The organism is Shimia sp. NS0008-38b (genome assembly GCF_040370365.1).
Classification (GTDB): Bacteria; Pseudomonadota; Alphaproteobacteria; order Rhodobacterales; family Rhodobacteraceae; genus Shimia.
On record NZ_BAABWQ010000002.1, the window covers coordinates 1125282 to 1143537 of the forward strand.

The 18256-nt window shown below is 54.3% G+C and carries 16 protein-coding genes; 6 read left to right on the forward strand and 10 right to left on the reverse strand.

What is annotated here, in order from left to right:
• The first annotated feature begins 13 nt into the window (after window positions 1-13).
• Both ABWV47_RS11585 and pncB read left to right on the forward strand, forming a co-directional pair.
• Window positions 14-2254: a PAS domain-containing hybrid sensor histidine kinase/response regulator gene (locus tag ABWV47_RS11585; protein WP_353311867.1), complete on the forward strand. Its 2241-nt coding sequence runs from the start codon at window positions 14-16 to the stop codon at window positions 2252-2254.
• 74 nt (window positions 2255-2328) lie between these two features.
• Window positions 2329-3621 (forward strand): nicotinate phosphoribosyltransferase, encoded by a 1293-nt coding sequence (pncB, locus tag ABWV47_RS11590; RefSeq protein WP_353311869.1) that lies wholly within the window; start codon window positions 2329-2331, stop codon window positions 3619-3621.
• On the opposite strand, the gene ABWV47_RS11595 is transcribed toward pncB, so the two are convergent.
• Entirely contained in the window at window positions 3618-4526 is a 909-nt protein-coding gene (locus ABWV47_RS11595; protein WP_353311871.1) for an alpha/beta hydrolase, read from the reverse strand. The genes pncB and ABWV47_RS11595 overlap by 4 nt on opposite strands.
• A 134-nt stretch (window positions 4527-4660) precedes the next feature.
• Between ABWV47_RS11595 and ABWV47_RS11600 the strand changes: the two genes are divergently transcribed.
• Window positions 4661-5107: a winged helix-turn-helix transcriptional regulator gene (locus ABWV47_RS11600; RefSeq protein ID WP_353311873.1), complete on the forward strand. Its 447-nt coding sequence runs from the start codon at window positions 4661-4663 to the stop codon at window positions 5105-5107.
• On the opposite strand, the gene ABWV47_RS11605 is transcribed toward ABWV47_RS11600, so the two are convergent.
• The 8 genes from ABWV47_RS11605 to ABWV47_RS11640 all read right to left on the reverse strand — a co-directional run bounded on the left by ABWV47_RS11605 (window position 5104) and on the right by ABWV47_RS11640 (window position 12705).
• Window positions 5104-6063 (reverse strand): phosphotransferase enzyme family protein, encoded by a 960-nt coding sequence (locus ABWV47_RS11605; protein WP_353311875.1) that lies wholly within the window; start codon window positions 6061-6063, stop codon window positions 5104-5106. The two genes, ABWV47_RS11600 and ABWV47_RS11605, sit on opposite strands and share 4 nt — an antisense overlap.
• Window positions 6060-7199, reverse strand: coding sequence for an aminotransferase class III-fold pyridoxal phosphate-dependent enzyme (locus ABWV47_RS11610; RefSeq protein ID WP_502959701.1), 1140 nt, complete (start codon window positions 7197-7199; stop codon window positions 6060-6062). Before ABWV47_RS11610 ends, ABWV47_RS11605 begins: the two co-directional genes overlap by 4 nt.
• A 193-nt stretch (window positions 7200-7392) precedes the next feature.
• Window positions 7393-7815 carry an alternative ribosome rescue aminoacyl-tRNA hydrolase ArfB gene (gene arfB, locus ABWV47_RS11615; protein WP_353311879.1) on the reverse strand — a complete coding sequence of 141 codons (423 nt, stop codon included), beginning with the start codon at window positions 7813-7815 and terminating at the stop codon, window positions 7393-7395.
• A gap of 403 nt (window positions 7816-8218) precedes the next feature.
• On the reverse strand, window positions 8219-8854 hold the full coding sequence (locus ABWV47_RS11620) for a queuosine precursor transporter (protein WP_353311881.1): 636 nt from the start codon (window positions 8852-8854) through the stop codon (window positions 8219-8221).
• Window positions 8855-8950: 96 nt separating this feature from the next.
• Window positions 8951-9814, reverse strand: coding sequence for an esterase-like activity of phytase family protein (locus tag ABWV47_RS11625; protein ID WP_353311883.1), 864 nt, complete (start codon window positions 9812-9814; stop codon window positions 8951-8953).
• A 14-nt stretch (window positions 9815-9828) separates the two neighbouring features.
• Window positions 9829-10746: a penicillin-insensitive murein endopeptidase gene (gene mepA / locus ABWV47_RS11630; RefSeq protein WP_353311885.1), complete on the reverse strand. Its 918-nt coding sequence runs from the start codon at window positions 10744-10746 to the stop codon at window positions 9829-9831.
• Window positions 10728-12113, reverse strand: a complete 1386-nt coding sequence (locus tag ABWV47_RS11635) for an MFS transporter (protein WP_353311887.1) — start codon at window positions 12111-12113, stop codon at window positions 10728-10730. The genes mepA and ABWV47_RS11635 overlap by 19 nt, the downstream gene beginning before the upstream one ends.
• A 55-nt stretch (window positions 12114-12168) precedes the next feature.
• Window positions 12169-12705, reverse strand: a complete 537-nt coding sequence (locus ABWV47_RS11640; protein ID WP_353311889.1) for an acyl-CoA thioesterase — start codon at window positions 12703-12705, stop codon at window positions 12169-12171.
• Window positions 12706-12831: 126 nt separating this feature from the next.
• Between ABWV47_RS11640 and ABWV47_RS11645 the strand changes: the two genes are divergently transcribed.
• The 3 genes from ABWV47_RS11645 to yaaA all read left to right on the forward strand — a co-directional run bounded on the left by ABWV47_RS11645 (window position 12832) and on the right by yaaA (window position 16040).
• Window positions 12832-13116 (forward strand): YggT family protein, encoded by a 285-nt coding sequence (locus tag ABWV47_RS11645; RefSeq protein WP_353311891.1) that lies wholly within the window; start codon window positions 12832-12834, stop codon window positions 13114-13116.
• 81 nt (window positions 13117-13197) lie between these two features.
• Entirely contained in the window at window positions 13198-15237 is a 2040-nt protein-coding gene (recQ, locus tag ABWV47_RS11650; RefSeq protein WP_353311893.1) for a DNA helicase RecQ, read from the forward strand.
• 29 nt (window positions 15238-15266) lie between these two features.
• Entirely contained in the window at window positions 15267-16040 is a 774-nt protein-coding gene (gene yaaA / locus ABWV47_RS11655; protein WP_353311895.1) for a peroxide stress protein YaaA, read from the forward strand.
• A 7-nt stretch (window positions 16041-16047) separates the two neighbouring features.
• On the opposite strand, the gene ABWV47_RS11660 is transcribed toward yaaA, so the two are convergent.
• Window positions 16048-18252 (reverse strand): response regulator, encoded by a 2205-nt coding sequence (locus tag ABWV47_RS11660; RefSeq protein WP_353311897.1) that lies wholly within the window; start codon window positions 18250-18252, stop codon window positions 16048-16050.
• Window positions 18253-18256: the final 4 nt, after the last annotated feature.

Sequence of the window (18256 nt, forward strand, 5' to 3'; positions counted from 1 at the left end):
GAGTAGGCCAGCTATGGCAGCCGAAATCCATGAACTAAATCGGGCATTAAAGGAATTTGATGCGCGTAATACGGCTGCGGGACGTTTGGAGCGATACGCACGAGGTCGGTTGCGTCATGCCATGTCCCGCCAGTTGTTTGTGGGACTGGGTGCATTTGTTTTGGCCTTTGTGGTGTCGCCGGCCGTGGGCGCTCTTGCTCTTTCCTTTGTTGTTATCGGTGAGATCGTTGATTTTTGCGTTTTGCGACCAATCCCCGAGAAAATCCATCAAGGCGAATCTCTGCGCAACCTGCGTGTCAAAAGCACGTTGAGCGCTACGCTTCAGGCCATCGGTTTGTCTTTGTTTGTCGCAACTATTTGGTACTATGTTCCTCGAGAAGCGGGGCTGATGCTCACCATCGCATTTCTCGTGACGGCGGCCATAAATGCCGTCATGACTCTTGGCTTTCACAAGGCAGCAGCAACGGCACGCTTGTTGGTCTTTGGTGTAGCGCTCGTCTCGTTGTTTGTGACGGACTACTTTGTGTCACAGTATGATCGCATCCAGTTTTTCTACAACGCAGCTGTCACCCTTATGGTGGTCTATACGCTTCTGCCTTTTGTGCACTACGTGACAAACGGCAGGATGCGGGACTTGCAGCAACAGAGGCGGCAAATCGAGCAGGCTCTAGAACTCGCCAGAGTGAATGCGACGCTCTTGGCGCGCGAACGCGAAGGTCGGCGTCTTGCGTCGATCCCTGAAAATGCGGTCGACAGTATTTTTATGTTGGACAAAGACGCGCGGATTTTGTGGGCCAACCCAGCCTTCACAACACAGACCGGATACACTTTGCCTGAGGTGGTTGGTCAACAGCCAGCTGACTTGCTGTATGGTCCGCATTCTGACCGAAGGGCGCAAGACGCATTGCTCAAAGAAGTGCTGCAGGGCAAGCCGTCACATCGTGAGAACATCAACTACACAAAAGATGGAACGTCTTTTTGGGTGGAAACAAGTGTGGCACCCGTCTTTGACGAGAATGGTGATTTGGAAACCTGTATTGCGATAGAACGCAATATTTCTGAGAAAAAGCAGCAGGCAAGGGAGCTTGCAGCAGCCAAGCAAGCCGCGGAGATGGGGGAGCGCGCCAAATCCATCTTCCTGGCCAACATGAGCCATGAAATTCGGACACCAATGAACGGCATCATCGGTATGGCGGAGTTGTTGAGCGATGCCAAATTGGGAGAAGAAGAGTCTCTCTATGTGCAAACCATCCGACACTCCTCAGAAGCGCTTCTCACCATCATCAATGACATTTTAGACTACTCCAAACTCAAGGACGGCCATATCAAGATTACGCCAGCGCGCTTTGATCTGCATGAGTGTCTGACCGAAGTCATGAATTTGATGCGGCCACAAGCCGATGCGAAAGGCATAGCTCTAACGTTGGCAACATCCCCAGATTTGCCTGAAACACCTTGGGGCGATGAAGGTCGTTTGCGTCAAATCTTGGTAAACGTGATTGGCAACGCTGTGAAGTTTACCGAAATCGGTGGCGTGCACATCAAAGTGGCGGTGCCACCATCCGGCAGTGGGATTTTGATAGACGTGATAGACACAGGTGTGGGTATCCCACCGCACCGACTGACCAATATCTTTGAACAGTTCGAGCAGGCCGACGCGGCGACAACGCGCCAGTTCGGTGGCACGGGTCTCGGTTTGGCGATTGCGCGTCAGTTGGCTCGATTGATGGGCGGTGACGTGAGCGTAACAAGCACTCCGGGACAGGGCTCCTGTTTCTCCATTCAGGTGCCGTTTTTGGCAGCTGATGCGCATTCTCCCGAAGAACCGGACGCGATGGAGTCCCCTCCACAGGCACTGTTTGAAAATGTCACAGTCCTTTTGGCAGAGGACAATCGCACCAACCGGCTTCTGGTCGAGAAGATGTTGAAAGGCCTGCCATTGACGTTGGTGTCTGCAGAAGATGGCGCAGAGGCTGTGCTCAAAGCACAGGAACTTGAGCCTGAGGTGGTGTTGATGGATATGTCCATGCCGGTCTTGGATGGCTTGGATGCCACACGAGAGATTCGCGCCCTTTCAATGCGACAGCCCAATATCATCGCGATCACGGCAAATGCCTATCTCAGTGACCGCGAAGCCTGTCTGGCGGCGGGCATGGATGGGTTTCTAAGCAAACCTGTGCGCCGCGCGGAGCTGATCCAAGCGTTGACCAGAGCACTTGGAGACCACAAGTCTCTCGTCAATATTGACATATAATGGCCTAAGGGCTTGGAGGCGTCCGCAATTCTGGGTATCAACGGCGAAACCTAGAAATTGGGGGCCAGTTAACTATGGTCGATATCGCCACACGCGTCTGGAACCACAAATGGAAAATTGATCCGATTGTGAGATCTTTGATCGACAATGACTTCTACAAGTTGTTGATGTGCCAGTCCATTTTTCGCAATCGCCCCGATGCGCATGTGACCTTCAGCCTGATCAACCGTTCTTCCAAAATCCAGCTTGCAGAGCTGATTGATGAGGGGGAATTGCGTGAACAGTTGGATCATATTCAGTCTCTTTCCCTAAGCCGTGGGGAAAGCACATTCCTGCGCGGGAACACCTTCTATGGCAAACGTCAAATGTTCCGGCCGGACTTTATGGAGTGGTTCGAAAACATGCGACTTCCAGACTACCATCTGGAAAAACGCGACGGGCAATATGAGCTGACATTTGAAGGCAAGTGGCACGAAGTGATGCTCTGGGAGATTCCGGCACTGGCGGTGTTGATGGAACTGCGCGGCCGCGCCGTGTTGCATGACATGCGCAAGTTTGAACTTCAGGTGCTCTATGCCCGTGCCATGACCAAGCTGTGGGAAAAAATTGATCACCTGCGCACCTTGCCTGATCTGCGCATTGCGGATTTTGGCACCCGCCGGCGCCACAGCTACCTTTGGCAGGACTGGTGTGTGCAAGCCATGGTGGAAGGGTTGGGCGAGAAATTCGTTGGGACATCCAATTGTCTGATCGCGATGAAGCGAGACCTAGAGGCAATCGGCACCAACGCGCATGAGTTGCCCATGGTGTTCTCCGCTCTTGCACAGAATGACACCGAGCTGCGTGAGGCACCCTACAAAGTGCTGGCAGATTGGCATGACGAGCACGAAGGAAATCTGCGCATCATTTTGCCGGATACCTATGGCACAGAGGGTTTCTTGCAGCGGGCGCCAGATTGGTTGGCTGGGTGGACCGGCATTCGCATCGACAGCGGTGATCCTGCCAAAGGCGCGGAGACCGCGATTCGATGGTGGCAAGAGCGTGGCGAAGATCCCACCAAGAAGCTGATCATCTTTTCGGACGGGTTGGACACTGCCAAAATCGCCGAACTGCACATGCAATTTGCCGGTCGTGTGCGCGTGTCATTCGGGTGGGGCACGCTGCTGACCAATGATTTCCGGGGGTTGACTACAGATGAAGGGCTCGCGCCGTTCTCTATGGTTTGCAAAGCGATTAAGGCCAACGGCGCGCCGACAGTGAAGCTGTCGGACAACCCTAAGAAAGCAATGGGCCCGGCCAGCGAAATTGAACGCTACAAACGTGTGTTTGGCGTGGGACAACAGGACGAGATGGACGTGATTGTCTAAAGGGCAGTCATCACAAAATTCTGAATTTCTGATACGGTGTGGGTTGCGCGCAAAATGCGAGTGTGTCCCAAACCTTCGGTCACCTCCAGCCGCGCGTTTCGCCAGGCCTGAGCAATCGCACGCCCATCTTCCACGGGCACCTGCCGGTCGCCGACATCATGCAGAATAAGGCCCGGCTGTGTGAGCGCCGTCGCATTCAACGGCGTTCGAAACTCATCAAACGCCCGCCCATACCGTGTTTCAATCAAGGCTTGTGTGCGCCCGATGACCTGCTCTGTTGCCCCCAATGTGCGCCCGATTTGCCCAAGGTAGCTGCCGGGGTAGGACGGTGGGGCGATCAACACGGCCCGCCGCGCAGCCATACCGCGTCGCAGGGCGGTCATGACAGCCGCTGCGCCCATGGAGTGAGCCACCACGGCCTCAAATGCCCCTTCTTGGGCCGCAAAAATTTCGAGGGCATCCACAAAGTCGGGCAACGCAGCTTGCCCAGTGCCGGACTGACCATGTGCCGGCGCATCAAACGCCACCACTTCATATCCGGCGCTCGCCAAAGCTTGTGCGATGCCACTCAATTGACTGACCCGACCGCCAAAGCCGTGCATCAGCAGAACTTTGGGTCGATGAGACTGCGATGTCGCGCCCCAACGATACACTGATAAAAACCCAAAGGCCTCAAACCGGACCCGTGTATAGCGGGCCTGTGCCATGGCGGCGCGTTCCCAAGGTCGGACCTGTGGGCGCGGTGGTGTTGTGAACAGTGTCGCCAACCGCGCGGCCGCCCTGTCCGGCGCGGTGCGCGACATCACCCACATGTGGCCCCGAAGCGTTGCCAAAGCCGCCAACTGCTTCAGCTGGGGCAGGGGCTGTTTGCGCAAGGGAATGGCGGAAAGGCTGCTGTCACTCATCGTGATCTCCAAGGGCACTGGCATTATCGTTCCAAAATAGAACTTGCTTTCAAATTAAGTTCTAAAATGGAACGGAGTCAAGTTCTGATTTGGAACCTATTGGGAATCACAAGCTGTGATGCTATGTTTTGGCCATGAAGTGGAATGACTTATCTGAAGAGGCCTGTCCGGTGGCCCGTGCAATGTCAGTGATCGGTGATCGTTGGACCTTGCTGATCTTGCGTGACACCTTGTTTGGCGTCCGTCGCTTTGATGACATCCAGAAACGGCTTGGAATCACACGCCACGTGCTGTCAGACCGGCTCAAACGGCTTGAGGCCCATGGGCTTCTGGAGCGACGTCAATATCAAGAGCGCCCCCCCCGGTTTGAGTATCATCCGACACAGGCCGGCAAAGGCTTTGTGCCCGTGATGCAGGCGATGACAGGTTGGGTGGATGCACATATGCCCACGGATAAGCCTGCGCCTTATCGTGTGCTTGATCGTGAGTCCCGTGCGCCAATTGCCCCCAAGGTTATCGACTCAAACACCGGCAAATCGATCACGGCGTCTTCCGTGTGGGTCGAAACGAACAAGGACTAGCGCAAAAGGCGCCGGGCCATGAAAACGGCTCGCTTGGCGTATTCTCGCACCGCCGGATGATCATCGTGGTACCGCCCGATGACCCACCCACATGAAGCCAAGGCACGCATCACAGTGAAGGCTTCCAGCAGGTCTGCGGCATTTTCCGGCAAGGCACGCTCGAGTTCATATCCAGCCAACAGCGCGGCGCCCAAAGCGGTCTCATTGGGTTGGTCCCAATTTTGCGACATGGCCACGCCAAGCTCATAGAGGCGAAATCCAAACACCCCGTCGTCGAAATCAATCAACCTCACTCCGCCGGATTGAACCAACACGTTTTCGCGCAATGCATCCGCATGGATCAGGCCAAAGTCCCCTCCAGATCTCGCATGTGCGCCGATCAACTCGAGCAACCGCTGCCGACAGGCCAACAGCAGGTCTCGGTCTTGGTCACTTAGGCTGGGGTTCTTCCAAAACTGTCCCCAAGCGGGCGATTCTCCCAACAAAGCTTCTAAATCTAAAATCTCTCTGACAAAGGCGTCCGGAGGCGTCATCGCGTCACTTGCAACGTGCAGTCGGGCCAGTTCCGCGCCTAAGGCGGTATGCAGGACTTCTTGTTCGTGTGCTGGCATCGCCAATGGTATGCCGCTTTCGCCCAAGGGTTTCCCTTCAAGCCACGTGACCAAAGATGCGACACGTGCGCCGCCCGTGGCCAAAACGTCCCCTGACGCCGTGCGGATCGGTTGCGGCACCACCATGCCTGCCGCCCCCAAGGCTTCGGCCCACCATAGCTCGGAGCGAATGGCGTTGTCGCTCTGATATCCGGGGCGATGCAATCGCAATGCCGCCCGTTGCCCGTCGGGCCCCTGGGCGTCAAACACTATATTCTCGCGATTCTTGATCAAACGGGGCGTCATGGTGACGCCCCAGTGGGCCAATGCCGCCTGTGCCGCCGCTAAGGCCTGCGCATCGGTCATACCACTGCTCCAAGGGCTGTATCTAGCGTCTCAATCAACCGATCCGCATCTTGTCGGCTGAACACACAGGGCGGGCGGATCTTAAGCGTATTGTCAAATCGACCTTCTGTATGCAGCAACACACCGCGCTGACGCATCTCTTCAACAAGCGCGTCACACAATGTGGTTGCGGGTGCGCCGTCTCGCCACAGCTCCGCCCCGAAGAACAGCCCTGACCCGCGCACATCGGCCACAACATCAAATCTTGCTTGAATTTCACTGAGAAGGTTTAGCGCATAGGCACCAACCTCTTGCGCATTTGAAACCAACGCTTCGTCTTCAATCACATTCAATACCGCCATCGCCGCCGCAGCGCTGACCGGGTTTCCACCAAAGGTGTTGAAATATTTGAAGCCCTCTTGGAAACACGCCAAAATTTCGGGCTGTGTGATCGCAGCGGCCACCGGATGCCCGTTGGCCATGGGCTTTCCAAGCGTCACAATGTCTGGCGCAAACGCCAGTTTCTGGTGTCCCCACCAATGGCTGCCAATCCGACCAAACCCCGGCTGGACCTCATCTGCAATCACCAGCCCGCCGGCGGCGTGCACCAATGCGATTGCCTCATCTAAGAAACCTGCCTCCACGGTTGGGAAGCCTTCATTGGCAAAATAGGGGCACACAATCAGCGCAGAGACACCCGCGCCATTTGCCTCCAAAGCAGAAATGGCCTGTTTGACACCTTCCGTGAAGGCCGCAGCCTGTCCCGCACGCGTGCCACTTGGTGGCATCAAATTGTCAGGTGCCGGCGCGCGCTGGACATGCGCCTGAAACCCACCAATTGGGATTTTGGCACTGTTCAATTGGCTCACAGCAGCGGTGTTTCCATGGTACGTGTTGTCCGTGGTGATCACACCGGTTTTGCCCGTGACCGCCTGCGCCATGCGCAGGGCGACGTCGTTGGCCTCAGAGCCTGAGCAGACCATGACCATACTGTCCAAATTATGATCAAATCTTGCGGTCAGCGCCTCACCATAGTCCAATATGCCGTCATGAACATATCGGGTGTGGGTGTTTAACGTGGCGGCTTGCGTTGCGATCGCCTCGACCACACGTGGATGGCAATGACCGACATGTGGCACGTTGTTGTAACAATCCAGATATTGGCGCCCGTCCGCATCCCATACGTGCACGCCTTTGCCGCGTACCAGATGCACGGGCTCTCTGTAAAAGGTGGTCATTTGCGGCCCTAACAGCCGCGCGCGCCGCGCCAATACGTCTGACATGCATTGCTCCCTCAATCCGCTCCGGTGCATGTCTGCGCGCTCACGAGGCTGGTCGCAACCCTTTGTCTCAGTCCTCGCGCCCAATTTTGCCGCGCATGGCTTTGACTTCGCCGCGCACCTTTTTGGACTTTAAGCGACGCTGCTGACTGCCGTAGGTGGGTTTGGTTTTGATCCGACGTTTGGGCGCAACGAGCGCTTGTCGGATCAATAGAACCAGCCGCTCTCGCGCGAGATCTCGGTTGCGGGCCTGGCTGCGGGTTTCATCACACTGCAAAACCACCGCGCCGTCTTTGGTCCAACGTCGTCCTGCCAGACGTTTCAGACGCGCTTTCACAGCCGGGGAAAGTGCTGGGGACCGCGCGGCTTCAAACCGCAGTTCGACCGCGGAGGAAACTTTGTTCACATTCTGCCCGCCGGGGCCACTTGCGCGCATGAATTGCTCGGTCAGTTCCCAGTCTTCAAGGGTGATGTCTTCGTTTACACGCAACATGTCGCTTCTCTCGCCATCCGGGGCGTTTTACGCTGTCAAACACGTCGCCTAAAAGGGGCGCTGGTGTCGATTTTGATAAGGTTTCACCGCAAAAACGCCACCTCCGCAATACAGCCGCGATACAGACGCAATACCGACGTGACATTTTGGTGTCTCTTTGCGCAGGAACGGCGCAACGAAAAGGGCTGTCTCACGCGGTGAAACAGCCCTTCGAGATGATTGGAGGTGCGCCGGTTAGGTACACACCAACTCGGATTTGATGTCAGCCAAGGGCTGCCTCAGCTGCACGTCCTCCTAGCTGTTCCGACCTCGTTCTCCATAGCTTCTCTAGACAATGGGCACCTCCTTTCAATTGTTTCGCGTACCTTCAGCCTGCCACAGACGAAAGATATGTCAAACAAAATCATGTGGTGCGGGGGGCCAAAGACCCCACGATGATGCGGAATGGTACAAGAGCAAGCAATGCAAGCGCCAGTTTTACCATCCAGTCCGCCACACCAAGGCTTACCCACAAGGGTACAACCGGTCCTGCCCCCAAAAGAGGCAGCATTTCGCCAGCCCAGCTGACGTCATTGCCAGGTTCCACAAAGCTAAGTGCGCCACTGAAGGCAATGGTGAAGAAGATCGCGGTATCCACCGAAGAGCCGATCAACGTCGAAGCCAACGGCGCGCGCCACCAAGCGCCATCGCGCAGTCGGTCAAAGATCGTCACATCAAGCAGTTGCGCAGTTAAGAAAGCCAGTCCAGAGCCGATTGCAATACGCAAAGTAACGGCAGGATAGGTGAAGCCATCGCCTTGCAGCATGATCTTAGTACCGATGAAGGAACAGATCACACCAACGATGAAGCCAGCCAACACAACACGGCGTGCAGCAGCTACGCCATACACTCGATTCATTACGTCAGTGACAAGGAAGGCTAGCGGATAGGTGAAAGCACCCCATGTCAGCCAATTTCCAAACAGGAACTGAACAAGGATGTTTGAAGCTACCACAATGGCAGCCATGGCAATAATGCCAGGAATATAGGTCGTTTTCATTTGTTTGAGCCCGTTTTAACAAGGTAGCGGCGACTTGGCCCCGCGCGACTCACGGGACGGAAGGCGTCTACAAGTGGTTGCGCGTTAAGGCAAGGCTTATTGATTCAGCACATATTCAACAATTTCGGTACGTTGTATCAAACGGAAATTGTCGTCAGAAATCATGGTTAGTCGAATGCGCCCGTTTGGGTCTCTCCAGACCGACAGGCCTTCAAGGTTATCGTGCACTGCTATCGCCTTTTGGAACAACAGTTTTTCGTCGGATACGCCGTTATCGGTGAGGACAAAACTGCGCGCCCGGGTACGAAACCCAAAGCCATTAAAGCCACGTTCCAGCACATAAAGGCGCCCATCGGGACCAAAGTCGGCACCAACTGGCTGAAACTGTTTATCGCGTTTCAGGTTAAATGCCTTGCGCCACGTACTCCCCTCCAAAACAAATACTTGGATGACATTTTCGCGGCTGATGGCCTTCTCTGGCAAAGCATATATGGTTCCAGCATCGGTTGAGGCCAACGCTTCAAATCCTGCGTTGAGTGCCATCTGGTCGAAATCTCGGTGCCATGGCATCGGAGAGGGTGTGCTTCCTGGCTTGGCAAATCTCTCAAGCCTATGGTCGCCTTCAAACACGACAGCAATCGACCCGTCTGGCAAAAGAGTGATGCCTTCGGTGTCTCTAAGGCCTGCGCGTTTGGCGAAACGGCCATCAGACAGCAAAACGCGCGCGTGGCGGATTTGCTCGACATTTGTAATCACGCCATTTTCTCTCACAAGCTCTGCTTGCACAAACTGGCCGCGGTCAGAGACACTTAGTAAACTGTGTCCGTCTCTGCTGATCTCCAATCCAGAAAACCCACCAAACCACCCCTCTGCTATCTGCCATCGGTATGTCGCCAGATGTTGCGCAGCATATCTGTCGGTCTTTGCGGTATTTGCCCAAAGAGTATGAATACCTAACAAGGTAGCGCAGGCAATCAGGGGGATTGTAAAACGGCGACGCATTGGCGTGGTAGATCCGTCATTTGGAGGTCTCGGCGGGGTTTAGGTGGCGGCGCGTTTGGGTCAGGTGGTGGCGGAAACAGGATATCTTGAACCCATTTTTCTGCGTCTTTGCAGCCGTCTCCTGCTGGTGGCGGGGCTTGATCTACACAGTCTTGCGCGCCTTCAGGACAGTTCAGGCGAACGTGGAAGTGATAGTGGTGGCCCCACCAAGGCCGTATCTTGTTTAACCAAGCGCGGTTCCCTGTTTCGTCGTTGCACATTTGCACCTTTGCACCTGGGAACACAAAAATGCGGGCCACTCGCGGATCGCTTGCCGCGGCTTTTAAAATGTTGTGGTGCTGTTTTGTCCAACTCGAATTGACGTAGGCGCCGTTGTTACGGCGCATAGAAATTGATGAAATGTTTTCACGTTGTGACGTGCTTAGTCCAAGATTGTCTGCAGGACGCATCCATATATCGACATCTAGACCTAACTGGTGGCTGCGATGGCCAGACAGCATCGGGCCGCCTCGGGGTTGGCTGATGTCTCCGATGTAGAGCCCACTCCAGCCTGGTTGCTGCGCGGCTTTGCGAGACAGGTCTTGGATGTAGTCAACAGTGGTCGGGTGTCCCCAATTTCTATTGCGTGAGAGGCGCATCGCCTGCCATGTAGGGCCGCTTTCCGCCAACATCTCTCCACCTGCAAGGCAGCCTTTTGCATAGCCACCGTGAGAGGCGCTTGTTTGCAGAGAGGCTGCTGGCTTGGAGCCAAACAACTGCTTTGCTTTGACGCCCTGCATTGTGGCTGGGACTTCTTGTTGAGTGGATAAAGCAACAGTTTTCTGAGGTGCGTCTGTTTGACATGACGCAAGCCCAATCATTGCAAACAAGACTAAGAAGCGCTGCCCCATGTTTCGCGATCTCCCTTTGGGTTGACCCAGCGTAGCAGGATCAGCCCCAATAGGAAAAGAGCGATAACAGGAGAAACGCCCAATCGCGCCGATCCGGTGGTTGTGGTGGCAATTCCGATAAGAATTGGAGCGATGAACGCTGTGGCGCGACCGGACAACCCATAAAGTCCAAAGCTTTCGGTCGGGACTTCCGGATCAGTGTGACGCACCATTAGAGATCTGCTCGCCGCTTGCAGTACCCCGCCCATGCCTCCAATGAATACCCCAGCTATCAGCATGACTATGTCGGGCAGCTTACTTCCTTGTGGCAATGCTACGCCAAACAAGGCGTCTCGGGACATGTTGACCAGAACCAAACACAACAAAATCAACATCCAAATTGCGAATATTACGACCGGTTTTGGTCCAATGCGGCTGTCAATTTTGCCGCCAATCCAACAACAGAATGTGGCTGAAGCCGCGCCAATGATGCCAAAAAGCCCAACTTGGGGAACGGTCCAATCAAGTACGCTAAAGGCATATATTCCGCCAAATGCGTAGATGCCGTTGAGTGCATCCCGATACAACATTGACCCAATCAGAAGATTGAGCAGGCTGCGCCTGTGTGACAGGTTTCCGATAGATTTCTTGAGTGTGTCAAGCGCGTCGCGCACGGTCCCGCGCGCCTTCGCGACCAAAGGTTCGTGTACCCACCTAAAGTAAGGGATCATAAAAATGGCAAACCATATGGCCGTAAAGGGTCCTACAGCGCGCGTGCCTTCTCGAGCTTCTGGGTCAAGCAGGCCGAATCCAGGAGACAGCCCTGCAACCGTGCGGCCATCTCCTTGTTCTGCAAAGAAAACCAATACGAGGATCAGTGCCAAAAGACCGCCAAAGTAGCCGAAAGCAAATCCAGAGCCAGAAATTTGCCCGATCTCTTCTTCTGTTCCCAAATCTGGCAGTTGGGAGTTGGTGAAAATCAGAGCATATTCCGCGCCGATAAACCCAATCGAGAAGAACAAAAGTGTCAAATACAGATTTGATCCATCTGGAGCTGCGAACCAAAGCGCACCTGAACCGATCAGATAGAGAACAGAGAAACCTAGAATCCACGGCCGTTTGCGCCCGCGGGTGTCGGCCAAGGCACCTAGAAACGGCGCACCGATACCTATCACAAGCCCGGCCAAACCCATATTCCAGGCCCATAACGCCTGCGCACTGGCCTTGGCGGCTTCTTGCGTTTGACCTGACGCTAGAAAGTGCTCCCCGGCGATCGCCGCAAAAAACGGGCCGAAGATAAATGTGACAAGCAGCGTATGATAAGGCTGGCTCGCCCAGTCAAAGAAGAACCAACCCCAAATACGCTTGCGCGTAGAAATTTCTGACATCCGCATCCCCCCGGACTTTCCAAACAGATAGACGGGAAGTTGCAAACTTAGCAAGCTATTCCTGCATTGGTGGCCAAGGCCTTTCGGTCTCAGCTTCAATCCACGCATTGACCCATTCAGGCGCTTGTGGAGAGGGTATTTCAAGATCCATTGCTTTCATGACGCGCGCTGGTGAAACGATGCCATTTTTGTCAGTGATAGCAGAGCGGTATAGTGCATGGTTGGCGCATTCGCCGTTGAGTTTCCACATCGATTGTTCAAGGTAAACGAACTTGTCGTCCCAGAAAACGGCTCTGCTGCGCATCTCGATTTTTTCGAAGGTGCGGATGCGACGGCGATAGCGCACGGAAGCCCCCGCCATGGTTAAGCTCCACTTTTCTTTGCGCAACACACTAACGAGACCGATCCGGTTGGCTAGAGGTATGCGGCCCAGATCAAAGAGTGTGAGTGTGCGCCCGTTGTTGAGTTCCATCCAAAGGTCAATATCAGAGGGCCAGCATCGGTGCTCCGAAATGTGTGTGCCAGTAACTGGTAAAGATGGCGCGTTCCGGTATTTGATCATCTCTTTGATCATACGCATGACTGGATACATGGTGGTCTCCTTTGAGGGCCCTTCAACGATGCGCGAAAGGGTTCGTCAACCGTGTTTCCTGCGTCAGGCTTGTGCTTTTTGCTTGTGGTGCTTAACTGTGAGCCAATCGCATCAAAGGAGCCTCTCATGATGGCAATTTACGGCCCGCTAAAGTTGATCTTGGACATCGCCTTCTTTTTCATGCTGGCGCATATCATCATGAGCTGGCTGATCAATTTTCAGGTTCTGAATCTGCGGCAGCCCATTGTTGCGCAAATCTGGGCGGGTCTGAATCGCTTACTTGAACCGGTTTACGAACCTGTGCGCCGAGTGTTGCCTGACACGCGCCCGCTGGATCTCGCGCCGCTCGTGGTGTTCGTGATCATCATTTCTTTACGTGACTATATTTTGCCAGCCATCCTCTTGGGCTAAATTGAACCTTCTGGGTTGAGGCTGCAGGTTGCCTGTGGGACATTGGCGCGGAGCAGACCAATCCAACACGCAAGGTGAGAAATGCAGGTCGCGAGCACCGTTCTGAGTGACGTTTTTGGCTTTGATGCGTTTCGACCGGGGCAAGAAGAAATTGTCAGCGCGGTCGCTGACGGAGAAAACGTACTGGCCATCATGCCAACGGGTGGTGGCAAATCTCTGTGTTTTCAGTTGCCTGCTTTGTTGCGCGAGGGGGTGACGGTTGTCATCTCCCCTCTGATTGCTTTGATGCGCGATCAGGTGCGTGCATTGCGCGAAGCTGGTGTAGAGGCGGGTGCGCTGACTTCCGGAAACACCGAAGAAGAGACTGCTCAAGTTTGGGAAGCGTTAGATTCAGGCCGCTTAAAGCTCCTCTACATTGCCCCTGAACGGCTGGCGTCTGGCGCCGCGATTGGCATTTTGCGACAAATCAATGTTGGCCTCATAGCTGTCGATGAGGCGCACTGCGTCAGCCAATGGGGGCATGATTTCCGACCAGACTATTTGCGTATTGGAGAGCTTCAGAACGCATTAAACGTTCCGATTGCGGCTTTTACTGCGACAGCGGATGCAGAAACCAGAGACGAAATTGTAGAACGATTGTTTGGCGGCCACGCGCCCAAAGTGTTTTTGCATGGGTTTGATCGACCAAATTTACATTTGGCATTTGCGGCAAAGGACAATCCAAGACGCCAAATTTTGCAGTTTGCCGCCGCGCGCAAAGGGCAGTCTGGAATTGTCTATTGCGGCACTCGCGCCAAAACGGAAACACTGGCCAAGGCGCTGCGCGAAGAGGGACATCAAGCGCTGCACTATCACGGTGGCATGGACTCTCAGGAACGACGCAACACCGAAGCAAGCTTTCAACGTGAAGACGGACTTATTGTGGTCGCGACTGTTGCGTTTGGTATGGGCGTAGATAAGCCGGATATCCGCTGGGTGGCCCATGCGGATTTACCCAAATCCATCGAAGCCTACTATCAAGAAATTGGTCGTGCCGGACGTGACGGTGCGCCTGCTGAAACGCTGACTTTGTTTGGTCCGGATGACATACGTCTGCGGAGATCGCAAATTGATGAAGGGTTGGCGCCGCCTGACCGCCGTGCGGCTGATCATGCGCGTTTGAATGCTCTGTTGGGGTTGGCAGAGGCGTTGAAATGTCGCCGCGCTCAGTTGCTGAAATACTTCGGTGAAGAGGATGTCACGTGCGGTAGATGTGATCTGTGCGACAATCCACCAGACGTGTTTGACGGCACGGTTGCAGTCCGAAAAGCGCTGTCCGCTATTTTGCGCACCGGTGAGTGGTTTGGGACTGGGCATTTGATTGATATCTTGTTGGGTCAGGAGACCGACAAAGTGCGCGAGCGCGGCCATGATGCGCTGCCCACCTTTGGTGTGGGTGGTGAGTATGACAAACGCGAGTGGCAGGCTGTGTTTCGACAAATGATGGGCCACGATTTGGTGCGTCCAAATCCAGAACGCCACGGGGCTCTGAGTATGACGGACCGAGCGCGCCCTGTATTGCGTGATGAAGAAACGGTTCAATTGCGACGTGACACCATTCGTACCACATCCCGTCGTCCAGCTGCCAAGACGTTGGTCAGCGAAGAGAACACCCCTTTGATGTCTGCTTTGAAAGCCAAGCGGCGCAGCTTGGCCGAAACGGCGAAAGTACCAGCATACGTGATTTTTCCTGATCGTACCTTGGCGGAAATGGCGGAGAACCGTCCTGCCAATTTGGACGAAATGGCGCGTATCAACGGCGTCGGAGCCAAGAAACTGGCCAATTATGGCGATGCATTTTTGGAAGTGATCAACGGGGAAGCAGAGCAATTGCACCCAAGCCGTCGCAAGATTGCGGGTCGACAAGATGCTGGCTTGTACGATCTTCTTTTGGAGGCACAGTCTGAACTGATGCGCGGGCCGGACGGCATTGGTAAGCCCATGAGTTGCTCTGCAGCGCTTTTGGCAAAAGTGGCCAGTCAAAAACCGCGTACGGAACAAGACATGGTGCGGCTATTGGGAGAACGCCGGGCCGACCGATTTGGCGCGGCTTTTCTGGACGTTCTGCAGCAGTCCGAGTAGACCGGGATTTAACCAAAGGGAGCGCATAGATGCTTGTTGTCATTTCCCCAGCAAAACGCCTGAATTGGGAGGCCGTTTCTGGACCAACCACCTCGCCGGATTTTCAGGAAGATGCGGTTCGTTTGGCAAAAACGGCGCGCAACCTAACACTTGGTGATTTGCGCAAGCTGATGGATCTCAGCCCGGATTTGGCACGGCTGAACAGAGATCGGTTCCGGGCTTTTGCAGACGCGCCTGAACCTGACGCCACCCGTCCGGCGGTGCATGCGTTTGCGGGTGATACCTACATCGGATTGGATGCAGGCAGTTTGGCTACAGACGAAATGGCATGGGCACAGGAGCATTTGCGCATTCTGTCCGGCCTATATGGCGTTCTGCGCCCTTTGGACTTGATCCAGCCTTACCGTTTGGAAATGGGCAGCCGCCTAAAAACCCGGCGGGGGGGTAACCTGTATGACTATTGGCGTTCAGCACTGTCACACGCACTCAACAGGCAGGCTGAAACACTGCAATCCGATACTTTGATCAACTGTGCCAGCCAGGAGTACTTTGGCGCGGTTGACCTGAAGGCTTTGAAACTGCGCGTGGTCACGCCAGTTTTCATGGAGGAGCGAAACGGGCAAGCCAAGATTGTTTCGTTCTTCGCCAAAAAAGCGCGTGGTTCTATGGCGCGGTTTGTGATCGACAACCGACTGTCGCACCCTGATGGTATCAAAGACTTCGACTATGGCGGTTACCGGTTTGACCCGGATCTCTCGGATGGGGATCGCTGGGTGTTTTTACGCGACTACCCGGAAAAGTAAATTAGGTTCACACTCCATCAGACTGAGTCTCAAACGGATCTACTGTCTCTTGTGTATGGGTTTCTGAGATCACCTTGAAAATCTCAGATTTCCTCAGAGGCTTGGTGAGGTAGCGGTCCAAACCATGGCTGAGGACATGTTCTTCATCGCCCTCGTTTGCCAAAGCTGTGAGAGCAACAATTGGTGTGTGTTTTCCGATTTTAGCTTCCATTTCCCGGATTTCCTGTGTGGCTTGCGTGCCGTCCATACGCGGCATGGAAATGTCCATGAAAACCAAGTCAGGTGCATAGGTTTTGAATTTCTCGACTGCTTCGACCCCATCGTGTGCGAATTGCAATTCGATATCGAGCGGTTTCAGCAACTTTTCTAGAACCAGCCGGTTGGTCTTGTTATCCTCGGCGGACAGTACGCGCATGCGGCGTTTCTGTTGCCCACCAATCTCAGGGGCGTTGGGGTTTGTGGCCGCTGCCTTAGCGATTGCCACACTCAGTTCAGCGCGAGATCCAGGCTTTTGAAGTACGGCAGCAATAGAGGGGGGTTCCAGTCCCGCAAAGTCCTGCACTTCGCTGGTCAGTGCGAGAATAGGTGTCTGAAGAGACGCTGTTTGTAAGTCCGTGTGCAGCTGAATGGCGTCGATACCTGATTGCGAATGATCGGCAAGGATCAAATCGACATGAGGTGCCAGCAACATTACTTGGGATTGCTCTGTGCACAACGTCACGTTTGCCCCCATCTGCTCCAATTGCTTCTTAAGGAGATCACTGTTGGCCTCCATGTCCGAGGCCACAAGCACGTGCTGAACTTTGTTTGGCAACGGAATGGGGAGTTGGTCGCAATTTTCTTCGATAGGCAGCGTTAGGCGGAACCCGAAAGATGTGCCTTCAGCCTCAATAGAATCCACCCAAAGCTCCCCGGACATCAAATTGACCAATTGCTTTGTCAGCGCCAGCCCCAAGCCTGTGCCCTCGAATTCACGATTTTGACTGGTGTCAACTTGGTGGAATTCACCAAATACATGGTCGATTTGATCAGGCGGAATACCGATTCCAGTGTCTTGGACAGTGACATGTACCACCGCTTGCGATCCGTCATTTGTGATCACGCCGACAACCTGAACCAACACATGACCGCAGTGGGTGAATTTTATTCCGTTTCCGACCAAGTGCGTTAAGATTTGACGCAAGCGCCCCACGTCCCCGACGAACATGGTGGGCAAGAACAGGTCGTAGTCCACCAACAGCTCCACCCCTTTCTCGCGGGCAGAGACCTGATGCAAGGTCATGACCTCGTGAATGCACCGTTCAAAGTCAAAGCTCTCTGCGCGCAGGTCAACGTTCTCGGCACCCAGTTTGGAGTAGTCCAAAACATCGTTGATAATGGACAACAAGGCTTCGCCAGAGTTCTTGATTGTCGAGGCGAACAAGCGCTGTTCGTCGCTCAGCGAAGTGTCCATCAAGAGATTTGCCATGCCCACCACCCCATTCATAGGTGTGCGCAATTCATGGCTCATGTTGGCAAGGAACGCGGATTTCGCCTGGCTCGCTGCCTCCGCCTCTTGTTTGGCTTGATGAAGCTCCGCTTCACGTTGCACGGATTCGGTTATGTTCAATGCCAGACTTGTTCGGTCTTTGCCTTTGTCACATTGGTCGACGAGTTTCAGAAATTCTTCGTTCCAAAGCTGAACAATGACGGGTTCCGGTTCGTCGACAGTCCAGCGTTGCTCCATCATGGCACACCAGTCATCAGGCGATGTATCTTCGAGAATAAACAGCCCTTCGTGAGCCGCAAACTCCATGATTTCTTTGTAACTGATGCCAGGCTTGATGTGATCAGCACCTTCAAAGATCGCCAGATACGTTGGATTGGCAGCGATCATTTTGCCTTGGTCATCGAAAAAAGCAAAACCATCGCGGATAGTGGCAATGGAGTGCCAAAGACGCCGCTCCGCCTGGTCAGCCCGATCCTTGGCTGATTCTAAGTCGGTGCGGTATTTCTTGTTTTCCTTGATGACTGTTTGAAATTCAGCGCGGGCCTCGACAATTTCGTTCGATAGTTTTGCAGCATGTTTGCCGAGCTTGCGGTTCGCCGCATAAAGCTCGTGCTTTTTTAGCTCCAACAACCGCTCGGCAGCTAAGCGAGCCCGCCGTTCGTCAGCAAGTTTCTGCGCCAGCGACATTCGCGGATCCCCAGTGGTCATAATCTTCTCAGGCATATTG

Coding starts and splice junctions, on each gene's coding strand:
- ABWV47_RS11585 (WP_353311867.1), top strand. CDS start 14: ATGGCAGCCGAAATCCATGAACTAAATCGGGCATTAAAGGAATTTGAT.
- ABWV47_RS11620 (WP_353311881.1), bottom strand. CDS start 8,854: ATGAAAACGACCTATATTCCTGGCATTATTGCCATGGCTGCCATTGTG.
- ABWV47_RS11640 (WP_353311889.1), bottom strand. CDS start 12,705: ATGTATCCAGTCATGCGTATGATCAAAGAGATGATCAAATACCGGAAC.
- recQ (WP_353311893.1), top strand. CDS start 13,198: ATGCAGGTCGCGAGCACCGTTCTGAGTGACGTTTTTGGCTTTGATGCG.
- ABWV47_RS11600 (WP_353311873.1), top strand. CDS start 4,661: ATGAAGTGGAATGACTTATCTGAAGAGGCCTGTCCGGTGGCCCGTGCA.
- arfB (WP_353311879.1), bottom strand. CDS start 7,815: ATGTTGCGTGTAAACGAAGACATCACCCTTGAAGACTGGGAACTGACC.
- mepA (WP_353311885.1), bottom strand. CDS start 10,746: ATGGGGCAGCGCTTCTTAGTCTTGTTTGCAATGATTGGGCTTGCGTCA.
- pncB (WP_353311869.1), top strand. CDS start 2,329: ATGGTCGATATCGCCACACGCGTCTGGAACCACAAATGGAAAATTGAT.
- ABWV47_RS11660 (WP_353311897.1), bottom strand. CDS start 18,252: ATGCCTGAGAAGATTATGACCACTGGGGATCCGCGAATGTCGCTGGCG.
- yaaA (WP_353311895.1), top strand. CDS start 15,267: ATGCTTGTTGTCATTTCCCCAGCAAAACGCCTGAATTGGGAGGCCGTT.
- ABWV47_RS11595 (WP_353311871.1), bottom strand. CDS start 4,526: ATGAGTGACAGCAGCCTTTCCGCCATTCCCTTGCGCAAACAGCCCCTG.
- ABWV47_RS11645 (WP_353311891.1), top strand. CDS start 12,832: ATGATGGCAATTTACGGCCCGCTAAAGTTGATCTTGGACATCGCCTTC.
- ABWV47_RS11605 (WP_353311875.1), bottom strand. CDS start 6,063: ATGACCGATGCGCAGGCCTTAGCGGCGGCACAGGCGGCATTGGCCCAC.
- ABWV47_RS11635 (WP_353311887.1), bottom strand. CDS start 12,113: ATGTCAGAAATTTCTACGCGCAAGCGTATTTGGGGTTGGTTCTTCTTT.